Origin of the sequence: Kribbella sp. NPDC051137 (assembly GCF_040682535.1) — a bacterium.
Taxonomy (GTDB): Bacteria; Actinomycetota; Actinomycetes; order Propionibacteriales; family Kribbellaceae; genus Kribbella; species Kribbella karoonensis.
In genome coordinates, this window is record NZ_JBFBBI010000002.1 from 281,768 (window position 1) to 295,722 (window position 13,955).

Annotated in this window: 14 protein-coding genes; 6 read left to right on the forward strand and 8 right to left on the reverse strand. The window is 70.3% G+C overall.

Features of this window, described 5'->3' with window-relative positions:
- The first annotated feature begins 2 nt into the window (after positions 1-2).
- Positions 3-533 carry a GNAT family N-acetyltransferase gene (locus AB0M51_RS08750; protein ID WP_344188360.1) on the forward strand — a complete coding sequence of 177 codons (531 nt, stop codon included), beginning with the start codon at positions 3-5 and terminating at the stop codon, positions 531-533.
- Here AB0M51_RS08750 and AB0M51_RS08755 read toward each other — a convergent pair.
- Positions 514-1,248 carry an AraC family transcriptional regulator gene (locus tag AB0M51_RS08755; RefSeq protein ID WP_344188359.1) on the reverse strand — a complete coding sequence of 245 codons (735 nt, stop codon included), beginning with the start codon at positions 1,246-1,248 and terminating at the stop codon, positions 514-516. The two genes, AB0M51_RS08750 and AB0M51_RS08755, sit on opposite strands and share 20 nt — an antisense overlap.
- 85 nt (positions 1,249-1,333) lie before the next feature.
- On the opposite strand from AB0M51_RS08755, the gene AB0M51_RS08760 reads away from it, so the two are divergent.
- Positions 1,334-2,095 (forward strand): phytanoyl-CoA dioxygenase family protein, encoded by a 762-nt coding sequence (locus AB0M51_RS08760; RefSeq protein ID WP_344188358.1) that lies wholly within the window; start codon positions 1,334-1,336, stop codon positions 2,093-2,095.
- A gap of 158 nt (positions 2,096-2,253) precedes the next feature.
- Here AB0M51_RS08760 and AB0M51_RS08765 read toward each other — a convergent pair whose 3' ends face one another.
- The 5 genes from AB0M51_RS08765 to mce all read right to left on the reverse strand — a co-directional run bounded on the left by AB0M51_RS08765 (position 2,254) and on the right by mce (position 8,752).
- Positions 2,254-3,666 (reverse strand): AI-2E family transporter, encoded by a 1,413-nt coding sequence (locus AB0M51_RS08765; protein ID WP_363748683.1) that lies wholly within the window; start codon positions 3,664-3,666, stop codon positions 2,254-2,256.
- Complete coding sequence (locus AB0M51_RS08770; protein ID WP_363748685.1) at positions 3,663-5,792, reverse strand: DivIVA domain-containing protein; 2,130 nt, start codon at positions 5,790-5,792, stop codon at positions 3,663-3,665. The genes AB0M51_RS08765 and AB0M51_RS08770 overlap by 4 nt, the downstream gene beginning before the upstream one ends.
- Before the next feature lie 88 nt (positions 5,793-5,880).
- Positions 5,881-7,212, reverse strand: coding sequence for a crotonyl-CoA carboxylase/reductase (gene ccrA / locus AB0M51_RS08775; RefSeq protein WP_344188355.1), 1,332 nt, complete (start codon positions 7,210-7,212; stop codon positions 5,881-5,883).
- A 139-nt stretch (positions 7,213-7,351) separates the two neighbouring features.
- Positions 7,352-8,251 carry a sensor histidine kinase gene (locus AB0M51_RS08780; RefSeq protein WP_344188354.1) on the reverse strand — a complete coding sequence of 300 codons (900 nt, stop codon included), beginning with the start codon at positions 8,249-8,251 and terminating at the stop codon, positions 7,352-7,354.
- Positions 8,252-8,323: 72 nt separating this feature from the next.
- A complete protein-coding gene (gene mce, locus AB0M51_RS08785; RefSeq protein ID WP_344188353.1) occupies positions 8,324-8,752 on the reverse strand; it encodes a methylmalonyl-CoA epimerase in 429 nt (142 codons plus the stop codon).
- Between the two features lie 126 nt (positions 8,753-8,878).
- Between mce and AB0M51_RS08790 the strand changes: the two genes are divergently transcribed.
- The 4 genes from AB0M51_RS08790 to AB0M51_RS08805 all read left to right on the forward strand — a co-directional run bounded on the left by AB0M51_RS08790 (position 8,879) and on the right by AB0M51_RS08805 (position 12,311).
- Positions 8,879-10,081 carry an acetyl-CoA C-acetyltransferase gene (locus AB0M51_RS08790; protein ID WP_344188352.1) on the forward strand — a complete coding sequence of 401 codons (1,203 nt, stop codon included), beginning with the start codon at positions 8,879-8,881 and terminating at the stop codon, positions 10,079-10,081.
- The gene (gene meaB / locus AB0M51_RS08795) at positions 10,081-11,037 is read left to right on the forward strand and encodes a methylmalonyl Co-A mutase-associated GTPase MeaB (protein ID WP_344188351.1); all 957 of its coding nucleotides are present in this window, start codon (positions 10,081-10,083) and stop codon (positions 11,035-11,037) included. The genes AB0M51_RS08790 and meaB overlap by 1 nt, the downstream gene beginning before the upstream one ends.
- A gap of 299 nt (positions 11,038-11,336) precedes the next feature.
- Positions 11,337-11,495, forward strand: coding sequence for a hypothetical protein (locus AB0M51_RS08800; protein ID WP_344188350.1), 159 nt, complete (start codon positions 11,337-11,339; stop codon positions 11,493-11,495).
- A gap of 87 nt (positions 11,496-11,582) precedes the next feature.
- Positions 11,583-12,311, forward strand: coding sequence for a PH domain-containing protein (locus AB0M51_RS08805; protein ID WP_344188349.1), 729 nt, complete (start codon positions 11,583-11,585; stop codon positions 12,309-12,311).
- A gap of 17 nt (positions 12,312-12,328) precedes the next feature.
- On the opposite strand, the gene AB0M51_RS08810 is transcribed toward AB0M51_RS08805, so the two are convergent.
- Both AB0M51_RS08810 and AB0M51_RS08815 read right to left on the reverse strand, forming a co-directional pair.
- Positions 12,329-13,579 (reverse strand): DUF6596 domain-containing protein, encoded by a 1,251-nt coding sequence (locus AB0M51_RS08810; RefSeq protein WP_344188348.1) that lies wholly within the window; start codon positions 13,577-13,579, stop codon positions 12,329-12,331.
- Positions 13,580-13,592: 13 nt separating this feature from the next.
- Positions 13,593-13,940 carry a YciI family protein gene (locus AB0M51_RS08815; protein ID WP_344188347.1) on the reverse strand — a complete coding sequence of 116 codons (348 nt, stop codon included), beginning with the start codon at positions 13,938-13,940 and terminating at the stop codon, positions 13,593-13,595.
- Positions 13,941-13,955: the final 15 nt, after the last annotated feature.

Genomic DNA, 13,955 nt, shown 5'->3' on the forward strand with positions numbered 1-13,955 from the left:
TGATGGACAGGATCCCGGCGGGGTGGTTGGTGCTGCGGCCGTTCACGGTCGCCGACGTGGAGTGGGTGTACGACGTGTCGCAGGACCCCGCGCTGCAGCAGTTCGTCCAGGTGCCGTCGCCGTACCTGATGGAGCATGCGCGGCACTTCGTCGAGCACCTGGCCATCGAGTTGGAGGCGCGGGGTGAGCGGGTGGAGTTTGTGGTGGAGGACGCGACGACGGGGGAGCGGCTCGCGCGGGTCGGGCTCGGGATGCGCGGGGACGGTACGGCGGAAGTCGGGTACTGGACGGCGCCGGCGGCCCGCGGCCGGGGCGTCGCACCCGCGGCGGTTCGGGCGGTCTGCCGGTGGGCGTTCGCGGAGCGGGGGCTGGAGCTGATCGAGTGGCGCGCGGAGGTCGGCAACGTCGCGTCGCGGCGGGTGGCGGAGAAGGCGGGGTTCGTTCTCGAAGGGCAGTTGCGAAAGCGGCTCGTCCATCGTGGGGAGCGGGTCGACGCGTGGGTCGGGTCGCTGCTCAGGGACGAGGTTTCGTAGTACGAAGGGCGCCGGGGGCGGAGCCGGTTGTTGCCTTGACGTGGCGGGAGAGATGGCTGACGGAGTGGTAGCCGGTCAGCTCGGCGACGGCCTGCAGTGGGAGCGTCGAGTTGCGGATGTGGGCGAGGGCGTGGCGAAGGCGAACGGCTTGCAGCGCCGCCTGGGGGCTGGTGTCGCGCAGGCGGGCGAACGCGGCGCGCAGACCTGACGTGGAGCTGCCGAGCTCTGCGGCGACGTCGGCGATCCGCAGGCCGGTGGCGAAACCTTCCTCGAACAGCTGCTCTGCCTGGGCAACCAGTTGTTCCGCGGGCGTCGGCGGCGGGGCGGCAGCCCGGCGCAGGCGCAGGTCCAGCTCGGCCAGCAGGATCGTCCGGAGCTCGGTGTCGGGCTCGCGAACCAGCGCGTCGAAGACCCGGCGCAGCGTGTGGTCGGCGTCGTCGTAGCACAGCCGCGGCCACGGATGGCCGGCCGCGGCGTCGACCTGCAGGTAGCGGTTCGCGTACCCAGTGCGGCTCTGTTCGGCGTGCCAGGTGTTCGGCGGGGTGAGCAGGACGGTGCCGGGTGTGGCGGCGTACGTCGCGTCGCCGACGGGACAGGTGATGCGGCCGCGGACGTAGTACACGAGCTCCCAGGAGGTGTGGGCGTGCGCCGGGTAGTCCTTGCCCGGGCCGGCGGTGTGAACACCGGCGCCGAGGAGTCGTGGCGATCTGTGCATAAGCCCTGTCGTCCTCTGCATTGTTTCCTGGGTACGTCGGATTGATGCTTGCATCGATTCGTGCATCTTCGGAAGGGATTCTGCGATGGACATGACGACGGCGCTGCTCCAGCTCGGCGTGACCGACGACGTACTGACGACGGCCGAGAAGGAGCAGCTGGACCGCGACGGCTTCCTACCGCTGGAGGGGCTCCTGTCGACGGACGAGGTGTCCGCGCTCAACCGCCGGCTGGCCGAGCTGACCGCGGCCGAGGGCGGCCGCGCGGGTCTCGAAGTACATCAGGAGCAGGGAACCGATCGGCTGGCGGACCTGGTGAACAAGGACCCGCTGTTCGAGGTCTGCTTCAGCCACCCGCGGGTGCTGGCCGCGATGCGGCACGTGCTCGGCGAGTTCCGCCTGTCGTCGCTGAACAGCCGCGCCGCCCTACCCGGCCAAGGCCACCAGGCCCTGCACGCCGACTTCGGCCACCCCGTCGAGCCCGGCGCCTACCAGGTATGCAACTCCATCTGGCTCCTCGACGACTTCACCCCCGAGAACGGCGCCACCCGCGTTGTCCCCGGCTCGCACCGCCGCGGCACCATGCCCTCCGACGAGATGCCCGACCCCGCCGCGACGCACCCCGACGAGATCCAGTTGACCGCCCCCGCCGGCACGGTCGTTATCTTCAACAGCCACCTCTGGCACGGCGGCACCCAGAACCGAACCACCGCCCCCCGCCGGGCCATGCACTCCTACTTCACCCACCGCGACCTACCCCAGCAGCTCGACCAGCAGGCCTACCTCCGCGTCAACACCTACAACCGCCTGACCCCCGCCCAGCACTACATCCTCGACGTCACCGCTTAGCTGCCCTGCTTTTGTGACTCCGGTCCGCTCATCGCCGCCTTCAACGTCCGTGATGCGAACCATGCTCGCTGTGCCAAGCTGTTGGCAGACTGGCCGGGACGTCTGCAGACTCCAACCGCTGCGCTGGGTCCTCCAGGAACTCTGACCGCGCGGACTTGCTAGGAGGCGTCGGCCTTGCGGACCCAGACTTCGCGGATGATGAGCAGGATGGCGGCGGCCGAGGGGATGGCGAGGAGGGCGCCGACGACGCCGAGGAGGGCGCCGCCGAGGAGGGCGGCGATGACCGTGACCGCGCCGGGGATGTCGACGGCGCGGCGCATGATGCGCGGGGCCACGACGTAGTTCTCGACCTGCTGGTAGATGATGCCGTAGATCAGGCAGGCGATCCCGGTCCAGAGGCCGCCGGTGAAGCCGATCAGGGAGACCACGACGACGCCGATGAACCCGCCGACCATCGGGATGAAGTCGCAGAACATCACCACGATCGCCAGCGCCACGGCGTACTCGCGGAGCCCGATGATCTCCAGGAAGACGAACATCGTGACGCCCGCACACAGCGCCACCATGAACTGCCCGCTGACGTACCCGCCGACCCGGCCGAGGACCTCGTCGCCGAGGATCGAGACGCGCTTGCGGCGGGTCCGGGGGACCAGGCTGTACGCCGCCCGCTTGACCGACGGCAGCGACGCCAGGAAGTACAGCGTGAGCACCAGGATCGTGAACGTGTTGAACAGCGCGTTCGCGACCACCTTGCCGACACCGAGGATGCCGCCGAACGCGCGCTGGGCGAGCGCCGGGTCCTGGATGTAGTCCTGGGCCTTCTGGATGAAGTGGTACTTGTCGTCCAACTGGTTGAGCGTCTTCGACTTCTCCAGCAGGTCGAGGTAGCCCGGCGCGTTCTTGATCAGGCTGTTGATCTGGTCGCTGACCACCGGGACGATCGCGAAACCGACGCCGACGACCGCGAGGATCATCAGCAGGAACACCACGGCGACCGACAGGCCACGCTTGAGGCCGCGACGCATGAACCATTCGACGAGCGGGTTCAGGCCGACCGCGATGAAGATCGAGACCAGCAGCAGGATCAGTACGGAGCGCGCCTGGCCGAAGGCGTTCCACAGGCCCCAGGCGACGAGTACGCCGAGCGCCGCGAAGAAGCCGAACGTGAACGGGTTGCCCCGCCGGATCGGCGGACCCGGCTGCCCCATCCCCTCGGACGGGTGCCGCTCCTCGATCAACAGTTCGTCCGCGATGTCGGCATCCGCATCGGCCCGCCCGGCGGCGGCACCAGCCTTCACCGCCGCCGCCTCCGCCCCACCCGCCGCCTCGTCGGCCCCGGCCGCGGACTCCTGCGCCTTGTCGGCTGAGCCGTCCGCCTCGGCGGCCGCGGACTTCGCGTAGTCCGCGGCGTCGTCGGCCTCGTCGGCGGAGGTGTCGGCGTCGGTTGCTGCTTGTTCACTTCTGCCGGCGGCGGCTTCGGCCTTCGCGGCCGCGGACTGTGCTTCGCGTGTTGCTTCCGCGAGGTCCGCGTCGGTGGTCGCTGTCGAGGTGTCGTCGCCGGGTGGCGTCACATCTTGTCCTTCGGGGATCGCGCGCTCGAGCTGGCCGCATCGGTCTTGGCGTCGGCGGACGCCTTGCCCCCGGACTTCGCGGAGGAGGACGGCCGCGTCTGCACCTGAGTGTCCTCGGTCCCGAGGTCACCCAGCCGGAACTCGTCCACCATCGTGGAGTCCTTCGGCTCATCCTCGCCCTTCGAGCCACCGCCCGAAGACTTCAGATCGCCCGCCGCCGCAGCCCCCGCGCCACCTCCGCCGCTGCCACCCGCGGTGCCTGTGCCACCCGCGGTGCCTGTGCCACCCGCGGTGCCTGTGCCTGCTCCTGTGGTGGCGCTGCCGGCTGACGGGGTGCCTGACGTGGTGCCGCCTGCTGCGGAGCTGGTGCTGCCTGCGGTCTTGCTGGTCTTGCCGGCGAGGTCGCCGGCGTCCTTCGCGTCCACCCGCAGACCGGTGTCGATCCGGGTCTCGTCGACCCGGGCATCCCCGGCCCCCGTCCCGACGAACGGGCTGGCCCCGGTGAACGGACCTTCGTCCTCGTACGCCGACGTACCGGCAGGCGTGGCACCCGGGAACGGGTTGTCCGCCTCGGTCGCCGCCGGGTACGAACTCCCGCCCGCAGCCGACCCACCCGCGGAACCGCTCCCCGCGGACCCGCCGGTCATCGAGCCGGCCGAGCCACCCACGCCGGAGCCGGACACGCCCGAGCCGCCCACGCCGGAGCCGCCCACGCCGGAGCCGCTCACCCCCGAGCCGCCCACGCCCGAGCCGCCCACGCCCGAGCCGGACACGCCGGACCCGCCCACGCCGGAGCCGCTCACGCCGGAGCCGCTCACGCCGGAGCCGCTCGCGCCGGACCCGCTCGCGCCGGAGCCGGACACGCCGGAGGTGTTTGATGCGGAGCTGATCGGGCCGTTGTCCGTGTCCTTCGTGGTCTCGGTGCCGAAGGTGGATTCCGCGCCGAACGGTGCGGACGCCTCGCCCGGCTTCTCCGGCGCGAACGGGCTGCCGACGCCCGTCCCCGGCGCCCCGGCAGGAGTCCGCGGCGTCTCGGCCGGCCGGGCGAACGGGTTCACGTACGGCGCCGCCGACGTCTCGGAGTCGAGTTCGGCGGCCTGCCGCGCGATGTTGCTGGCGATCTCGTTCAGCCCGGCGATCTGCGTCAGGATGCCGTCCCGCCGCTTCGCGAGCCGCTCGGTCTCCCGGGCGACGACGGTCCGCGAACGCTCCGCCTCGTCCGCCGCGTTCGCCAGCTCGGCGTCGGAGCGGGTCCGCGCCGTGGTCAGCAGCTGCTCGGCCTCGCGGCGGGCCCGGGCGAGCGTCCGCTCGGCCGACTCCTCCGCCTCGGCGCGGATCTTGCGGGCCTGCTCGGTCGCCTCGGCCACCCGCCGCTCGGACGCCTCGGCGGCCTCCTTCATCTGGGTGGTCAGGCTGTCGGTGTCGGCCGCGATCTGCTGGTGCTTGTCGGCCAGCTCCTTGGCCTGCTGCTCGCGCTCGTCCGCCAGCCGCGCGCGCAGCGCCGCCGACTCGCGCTGGATCGCGGTCCGGATCTTCTCCGCCTCGTGCAGCGCGCCGTTCTTCAGCGTGCTCGCCTGCGACTCGGCCGTCAGCGTCAGCTGCTCGGCCTTCCGCCGCGCGGCCTGCAGCACCTCGGCGGCCTCGGTCTCGGCCGTACGGCGGATCTCGGCCGCGTCGCCCTCGGCGGTACGCCGCATGCTGTCGGCCTCGTTCAGCGCGACGGTGCGGATGTCCTCCGCCTCACGATCTCCGGTGGCGCGCGCCGCGGTGGCTTCCTTGCGGGCGTTCGACAGCAGGTCGTCGGCCTCGCGCTTGGCCTCCTCGAGCGCCTCGGCGGCCTGGTCCTGGGCGAGCCGGAGGATCTGCGCGGCCCGGTCGCCGAGCCCGGCGTACGACGGGTTCGCGCTGGCCTCGAGCTGCCGGCGGGTCTCCTCGAGCTGGTGCTGCAGCGGCGCGACGCTGCGCTGCAGCTCGTCGGCCCGGTGCCGCGCTTCGACCAGTTGCATCTCCAGGGCGCGGACGTAGTCGTCCACGGCCTGCTTGTCGTAACCGCGACGGCTGACCGGGAAGCCCCCGGCCGCGGTCGCCGTACGGTCGAAGAACGGCAGGCTCGACTCGTCAGGCATTCCCGAGTTTCCCTTCTGGCGGCTCAGCGTGAATTCCCCACGATAAGCCTGTCAGAAACCCGTTCAAACGCCTAAACGCACGCACGCACTACCTGTCGCGGAAGCGATTGATCTGGTCGAGGTGTTCGGCGCGCAGTTCGGGGTCGCGGACGCCGAGGCCTTCGGTGGGGGCGAGGGTGAGGACACCGACCTTGCCCTGGTGCAGGTTGCGGTGCACGTCGTACGCCGCCTGGGCGGTGTCCTCCAGCGGGTAGACCTTGCTGACGGTCGGGTGCACCATGCCGCGCGCGATCAGCCGGTTCGCCTCCCAGGCCTCCCGGTAGTTGGCGAAATGAGAGCCGATGATCCGTTTCAGGTTCATCCACAGATACCGGTTGTCGTATTCGTGCATGAACCCGGACGTCGACGCGCACGTCACGATCGTGCCGCCGCGCCGGGCGACGTACACCGAGGCCCCGAACGTCTCCCGCCCCGGATGCTCGAACACGATGTCGGGGTCGTCCCCACCGGTCAGCTCGCGGATCCGGGCACCGAACCGCTTCCACTCCTTCGGGTCCTGGGTCTGCTCGTCCTTCCAGAACTTGTACCCCTCCGCGGTCCGGTCGATGATCAGCGAGGCGCCCATCGCGCGGCAGATCTCCGCCTTCTCCGGCGAGGACACCACGCACACCGGGATCGCCCCGCCGTTCAGTGCGAACTGCGTCGCGTACGAACCGAGGCCGCCGGACGCGCCCCAGATCAGTACGACGTCGCCCTGCTTCATGTTGGCGCCGTTCGCCGAGACGAGTTGCCGGTACGCCGTACTGTTCACCAGCCCCGGCGACGCGGCCTCCTCCCAGGTGAGGTGAGCCGGCTTCGGCATCAGCTGGTTCGACTTCACCAGGGCGAGCTCCGCGAGCCCGCCGAAGTTCGTCTCGAAGCCCCAGATCCGCTGCTCGGAGTCGAGCATCGTGTCGTTGTGCCCGTCCGGCGACTCCAGCTCGACCGAGAGGCAGTGCGCGACCACCTCGTCGCCGGGCTTCCAGGCGTTCACACCGGGCCCGGTCCGCAGTACGACGCCCGCGAGGTCCGAGCCGACCACGTGGTACGGCAGGTCGTGCCGGGCGGTCAGCGGCGACAGCTTCCCGTACCGCTTCAGGAACGAGAACGTCGACACCGGCTCGAAGATCGACGTCCAGACGGTGTTGTAGTTGATCGCGCTCGCCATCACCGCGACCAGCGCCTCGCCCGGCCCGAGCTCCGGCGTCGGTACGTCGTCCAGGTGCAGACTCTTCCGCGGATCCTTCTCCTTGGTGTCGATCCCGTCGAACATCGACGCCTCGTCGGCGTGCACGGTGATCCCGCGGTAATGGTCCGGTACGTCGAGCTCGCCGACGGCCGCGCTGTCACCGGAGAGAATCGCCTCGAGGATCTGCTTCACGGGAGTACCTCCTGCACAAGGGGGTCTGGTGAGCGGTGAACTTACCGCTGAGTATGCGCCCCTGGCTGTGCCGTGTGACACAGCGAACCCCGGTTGAGACGACCGTCACTCGATCAGTCCACCGTTGTCAGTGGTCCTATCACCGCAAGCGCGTGTGCAGCCGTACCTGGGTGAAGTCGTCCCCCGACCGCAGCTGCGCCAGATCGCACAGCTGGTTGGCCAGCCAGACGCCGCGTCCGCCGAGCCCGTCGAGCGGCGGCAGCACCCGTCCGACCAGCAGGTCGTCGATCCGGCCGCGGTCCGTCACGTCGCAGATCAGCGAGCCGTCCGCGATCCAGACCGCGAGCCGCCCGCGCCCGCCGCCGAACCGGATGCTGTTCGTGCAGATCTCGTGCAGCGCCAGCGACAGGTCGTCGAGCCGGTCCCGGGACACCCCGTGCGAGGCCGCCTGGCCGCCCAGCCACTGCCGCACCTCGGCGAGCTCACCCGGCCCGAACTCCCACCGCTCGGCACGATCCGGTACGTCGTCCAGCGGCATCCGGAATTCCTTCTCCGCCAGGGCTCCCGCGCCCGCGTGCAGCGCCGTCGGATCGATGCCGACGGACGCCTCGTACGCGCAGTACAGACGGAACGAGCGGTCGGCCTCGAAAGCGATGTCGGACAGCGCCTCGTGCAGCAGCACCTCGTCGTACGCCGCGGCGCGCCGGCCCGGATACGCCGCCTCGCTGAGCCCGCGCACCGGGCCGGAGTGCTGCTCGAGCACGTCCCGCCAGAACGGGATCAGCCGCGCGGGGTTCCCGCCGGCAACGGTCATGTCGACGAACCGGACCGCGTCGCCGGCCGCCCCGAGGGCGTCCCGCAGGACCGCGATCCGCTCCGGTGGGAGTACGGCCACGATGGTTTCCGCCGCCGCCAGACCCTCCTGGACGAACGCAGCCGCCAGCGGCACGAAATCCCCGTCCCCGGCATGGACGAAGGAATCGTGCTCGAACCCGGCCGGCGCACCGTGCAAGGAGTCGGTGGCGCTGTCCTTCAGCACCCGAACAGAGTAGTCGGCGCCACCGACAAGCAGCAGTCCTTCAGCGTGCCGTCACGGGGTGTGCGCCTCTGCTCATCTGTGGGTAGGCGATGGCTCCACGAGTTCGACCAGGACGCCGCCGGCCGACTTCGGGTGGACGAAGTTCACCCGGGATCCGGCGGTGCCGCGCTTCGGCTCGTCGTACAGCAGCCGCGCGCCGCGTTCCCGCAGTACGGCGCAGACCGCGTCGAGGTCGTGCACCCGGTACGCGAGCTGCTGGATGCCCGCGCCGCGCTGGTCCAGGAACTTCGCGATCGGCGACGCGTCCGACAGTGGCGCCAGCAACTGGATCGACGACCCGGAGTCGCCGACCGCGAGCATCGCCTCCCGGACGCCCTGCTCCTCGTTGATCTCCTCGTGCGCCACGGTCATGCCGAACACGTCGGCGTAGTACCGGACGGCCTCGTCGAAGTCGGGCACCGCGATACCGACGTGGTCGATCGCGTCGAACAGCTGGTCCATCCGTCAAGCCTTGCGCAGATCCGGCGTCCGGGACCATCGAAAGTGGCCGAGCTGACACGATCCGTGTGACCCGTCTGACGTGCGCGACCAGCGGCGTACCAGTGCCGTCGCAGGTATCGTGACAGCATGTCTGACACGCGGAACTCAAGCGTCATCGTCGCCGGTGCACGGACCCCGATCGGGCGGTTGCTGGGCGGCCTCAAGGGCTTCACCGGCGCGGACCTCGGCGGGTTCGCGATCCAGGGCGCACTGCGGAAGGCAGGCGTCGCCGCGGACCAGGTCGAGTACGTGATCATGGGCCAGGTCCTGCAGGCCGGCGGCGGTCAGATCACCGCCCGCCAGGCCGCGGTCAAGGGCGGCATCCCGATGGACGTGCCGGCCGTCACGATCAACAAGGTCTGCCTGTCTGGGCTGAACGCGATCGCGCTCGCCGACCAGCTGATCCGGGCCGGCGAGTACGAGATCGTCGTGGCCGGCGGCATGGAGTCGATGACGAACGCGCCGCACCTGCTGCCGAAGTCCCGCGAGGGCTTCAAGTACGGCGACACCACGCTCGTGGACTCGATGTCGTACGACGGGCTGTGGGACGCGTTCACCGACCAGGCGATGGGTGCGCTGACGGACCAGGCCAACACCGGCGGGCTGAAGCTGACCCGCGAGGAGCAGGACGAGTTCAGTGCTCGTTCGCACCAGCGGGCCGCCGAGGCGTGGAAGAACGGCGTGTTCGCGGACGAGGTCGTCCCGGTCGAGGTGCCGCAGCGCAAGGGCGACCCGATCGTGGTCGACACCGACGAGGGCGTCCGCGGCGACACGTCGGTCGATGCGCTGGCGAAGCTGCGCCCGGCGTTCGGCAAGGACGGCACAATCACCGCCGGGTCGGCCTCGCAGATCTCCGACGGCGGTTGTGCCGTCGTCGTGATGAGCAAGGCGAAGGCCGAGGAGCTCGGACTGAGCTGGATCGCCGAGATCGGTGCGCACGGCTCGGTCGCCGGACCGGACTCGACGCTGCAGAGCCAGCCGGCGAACGCGATCGCAAAGGCGTGCTCGAAGGAGGGCATCCAGCCGGGTGATCTCGACCTGATCGAGATCAACGAGGCGTTCGCGGCGGTCGGTATCGCGTCCGCGCGGGAGCTGCAGGTCGGCGACGACAAGGTGAACGTGAACGGCGGCGCGATCGCGCTCGGCCACCCGATCGGCATGTCCGGCGCGCGGCTCGTGCTGCACCTCGCACTCGAGCTCGGACGTCGCGGCGGCGGCGTCGGTGCGGCTGCGTTGTGCGGGGGTGGCGGCCAGGGCGACGCGCTGATCGTCCGGGTCCCGAAGAGCTGATGCCACGACGGACGCCGCCCGTCGGTGAGCTGGTCGAGCGGGCCCGGGAAGGGGATTCCCGGGCCGTGGCCCGGCTGATCTCGCTCGTCGAGGACGAGTCGCCGCTGCTGCGGGACGTGATGGCCGCGCTGGCGCCGTACGCCGGGAACGCGCACATCGTCGGCGTCACCGGATCGCCGGGGGTCGGCAAGTCGACGTCGACGTCCGCGCTGGTGACGGCGTACCGCGAGACCGGCCAGCGGGTCGGCGTCCTCGCGGTCGACCCGTCGTCGCCGTTCTCCGGCGGTGCGCTGCTCGGCGACCGGGTGCGGATGCAGGACCACGCCACCGACCGGGGCGTGTTCATCCGCTCGATGGCGTCCCGCGGACACCTCGGCGGCCTCGCCTGGTCGACGCCGCAGGCGCTCCGGGTGCTGGACGCGGCCGGGTTCGACGTCGTCCTGGTGGAGACCGTCGGCGTCGGGCAGTCCGAGGTGGAGATCGCCGGGATGGCGGACACCACGCTGGTCCTGCTGGCACCCGGCATGGGCGACGGGATCCAGGCCGCGAAGGCGGGCATCCTCGAGGTCGGCGACATCTACGTGGTGAACAAGGCGGACCGCGACGGCTCCCAGTCGGTGATCCGGGACCTGCGCTCGATGCTCGCGCTGGCGGAGCGTGCCGAGGGTGCCTGGAAGCCGCCGATCCTGAAGACGGTCGCCTCCCGCAACGAGGGCGTCGCCGAGGTCGTCCAGGCGATCGACGACCGGTTCCGGTGGATGACCGGGAACGGCGTCCTCACGGAGCGCCGGCGCAGTCGGGCGCGGGACGAGATCGAGGCCATCGCGACAACCGCGCTGCGGGCCCGGTTCGCGCACCTGCACGGGGACGCGCGGCTCGACGTACTGGCCGCGAAGGTCGCGGACGGGGCCGTCGACCCGTATTCGGCGGCCGACGAGTTGATTGCCGCGTTGTGACGCTTGTCTCGCGGTGCAACAACCGGCCACGCAGTGTCACATTGTGTCTTTGCTTTCCGTTCACCGTGAGTTGTGCCGATTTCGGGCAAATGCGGCAGAATTCCCGGTGCTACCGGCGGTGATCGTCTCAGGGCGGCGCGCCGGTGGCTGCCGTGCCCCCGGATCCGTTACAGAATAGACCTTGTAGCTGGTCAGCATTGTGCGGTGGGCTGTGTTCAGTCAGTGACAATTGGTGACCGTCCGTGATACAAATTCCAGACACAGTCGACCGAGTGGGTTGGGACAAAGGGAGTGGCGACATGCCGAAGAAGTTGTTGATCTGGGCGCTCATCGCCTTTGCCGGCTTCTATCTGTTCACTCAGCCGGCCAACGCCGCGGGCGCGGTCGGGGGCGCGTTCTCCGCCGTGGGCGATGCGTTCGGGAGTGTCATCACCTTCCTGACCGCGCTGTTCAAGTGAGCACCCGCTGAGTGTCCCGTAGCGAGCGATCGTGCGGGACACTTGTTCCTACGGGGTCACACAGTTGCGTGACAGGGGAGTGAGTGGATGGCCGGAATAGGCCTGTTCCGGATCTTCGACCCGAAGGTCCGGCGCCATCTGATCTCGGACGAGGGCGAAGTCGTCATCGACGAGGTGCGGCACCACTGGGTGGTGTTCGCGGTGCCGATGCTGGAGATCGTGCTGGCCGGGGCGCTGCTGGCCACGATGGTGCTGACCAAGCCCGGCGCGAACGTGAACCTGGTGCTGCTGGTGCTGGTGTTCGTGCTCCTCTCGCACTCTTTCTGGACGTTCCTCACCCAGCACCGGGACCGGTTCGTGGTCACGAACATGCGGGTGATGCGGATCCGCGGCGTGTTCTCGCAGACCGTCGCGACGACCCCGATCGCGCGGGTCCTGGACATCACGCTGCAGAAGCCGATCATCGGGCGGATGCTGGGCTACGGCCACTTCGTCTTCGAGTCGGCCGCCCAGGACCAGGGCTTCCGGGAGATCAAGTGGGTCAGCCGTCCCGACGACCGGGACCTGACCATCCAGCGCGTCATCCAGCGCACCGGCCTGCGGGCTTCCGCGAGTGTCGACGTGCTCCAGGGTGACGAGGACTCCGACGACGACGGCACCGGCCCGATCGGGATGGACTCCGCCCAGGAGGTCACCACCACCAGCACCCCGGCCCCGGCCGCGGCCCAGTCGTCCTCCCGCCCGGCGCCGCCGTCGTCCTCCGCGACCAAGTCGATCTTCAACAGCGAACGCGGCAACTGGATCGACAACGACTAGGGCGTGTCAGACACGCCCTAGGGCATAAGCCCGCGGAAGTAGTCGCGGCGGCGTTCGCGGTGGGCTCGTTCCGGGTGCGTCGGTGGAGCTGTGTCGACGGCGGCCTGCATTTCGTCGGCCGCTTCGGCGTACTGCGCTCGGCGGGCGAGGAGTTCGCCGCGTACGGCGTGCTGCCGTGAGCTGGGCGGGATCCCGTCGAGGAGTGCGAACGCGGTGTCGAGGTCGCCGGTTTCGGCGATCGCCACGACGCGGGCGAGCTCGGCCGCCGGGCTGGGCGAGACGGCGACGAGCAGGTCGTACAACCGGACGATCTCGTGCCAGTCGGTCGCGTTGTAGCTGGGGACGCGCGCGTGCTCGGCGGCGATCGCGGCCTGGAGCTGGTACGCGTCCGCCTGCCGCTCGGAGCGCTCCAGTGACTCGTTGAGCAGCCCGATGCCGCGCGCGATCAACGCCTGGTCCCACCGCGAACGGTTCTGCAGGTCCAGCGTCACCACCTGCCCGTCGTCGACCCGGGCCGGGCGGCGCGCCTCCGTGAGCAGGAGCAACGCCAGTACGGCGGTCGGCGTCGGCTGATCGCGCAGCAACGAGTGCAGCAGCTCCGCCAGCCGGATCGCCTCCGTACACAGATCCACGTCGTACGCCGCCTCGCCCTCAGCTGGGGCGTGTCCCGCGGTGTAGAGGCTGTGGACGACCGCGCAGACGGCCGGCAGCCGCTCGGGCAGCTCGGCGTCGGACGGCACGCGGTAGGGGATCCGCGCCGCGGCGATCTTCTGCCGCGCCCGCACCAGTCGCTTCGTCGCCGCGACCTCGGTGGTCAGCAGAACGGCGGCGATCTGCGCGGGCGTGAGACCGCAGAGCGTCCGGAGTGCCAGCGCGACGCGGGTCGGTGGTGACAACGCCGGATGGCAGCAGGTGAAGATCAACCGCAGCAGATCGTCCTCCACCACGTCCTCGGTCACCTCGCCGGACGCGTCCTCCAGCGCGATGTCCCGAAGTGCGATCAGGACTTGGCCGTCGCGTTCCTTCGGGCCGCGGGCACGTTCGCGGCGGATGATGTCGATCGCCTTTCGCCGGGCGGTCACGGTCAGCCACGCGCGGGGCTCCGGCGGTACGCCGGTCACCGGCCAGGCGCCGAGCGCTGCCAGCGCCGCCTCCTGTACGGCGTCCTCGGCCAACTGCACGTCACCGAGCGTCCGGATCAGGGTCGCGAGAATCCGCGTCCCTTCGATCCGGACTGTCTCGGCAACAACCTCGTACAGCTCGTCCACACCCGTCCAGCTTCTACTTCGCCACGATCACCGGCCGCACCTCGACCGCACCGCCCCACGCCGCCGGGATCTCGGCCGCGATCCGGACCGCATCCTCGAGGTCGTCCGCCTCGATCAGGTAGTACCCGGTGAGTGCCTCTTTGGTCTCGGCGTACGGCCCGTCCGTGGTGACGACCGGCCCGCCACGGGCGCCCTCAACCCGGACGACGGTCGCCGTCGCGGTCGGATGCAGGACCGCGCTCGCCTTGACCCGGTCGGCGTACTCCACACCGAACCGCCGGTACTCGGCCAGCTCCTCGGCCTGCTCGGGTGCCCACCAGTCGACGTCCGCCGTGTAGGTCAGTGCAAGGTACTGCGCCATCGGAGTCCTCCTTCT

Coding starts and splice junctions, on each gene's coding strand:
- AB0M51_RS08750 (WP_344188360.1), top strand. CDS start 3: ATGGACAGGATCCCGGCGGGGTGGTTGGTGCTGCGGCCGTTCACGGTC.
- AB0M51_RS08755 (WP_344188359.1), bottom strand. CDS start 1,248: ATGCACAGATCGCCACGACTCCTCGGCGCCGGTGTTCACACCGCCGGC.
- AB0M51_RS08760 (WP_344188358.1), top strand. CDS start 1,334: ATGGACATGACGACGGCGCTGCTCCAGCTCGGCGTGACCGACGACGTA.
- AB0M51_RS08770 (WP_363748685.1), bottom strand. CDS start 5,792: ATGCCTGACGAGTCGAGCCTGCCGTTCTTCGACCGTACGGCGACCGCG.
- mce (WP_344188353.1), bottom strand. CDS start 8,752: ATGGACCAGCTGTTCGACGCGATCGACCACGTCGGTATCGCGGTGCCC.
- AB0M51_RS08790 (WP_344188352.1), top strand. CDS start 8,879: ATGTCTGACACGCGGAACTCAAGCGTCATCGTCGCCGGTGCACGGACC.
- meaB (WP_344188351.1), top strand. CDS start 10,081: ATGCCACGACGGACGCCGCCCGTCGGTGAGCTGGTCGAGCGGGCCCGG.
- AB0M51_RS08800 (WP_344188350.1), top strand. CDS start 11,337: ATGCCGAAGAAGTTGTTGATCTGGGCGCTCATCGCCTTTGCCGGCTTC.
- AB0M51_RS08805 (WP_344188349.1), top strand. CDS start 11,583: ATGGCCGGAATAGGCCTGTTCCGGATCTTCGACCCGAAGGTCCGGCGC.
- AB0M51_RS08815 (WP_344188347.1), bottom strand. CDS start 13,940: ATGGCGCAGTACCTTGCACTGACCTACACGGCGGACGTCGACTGGTGG.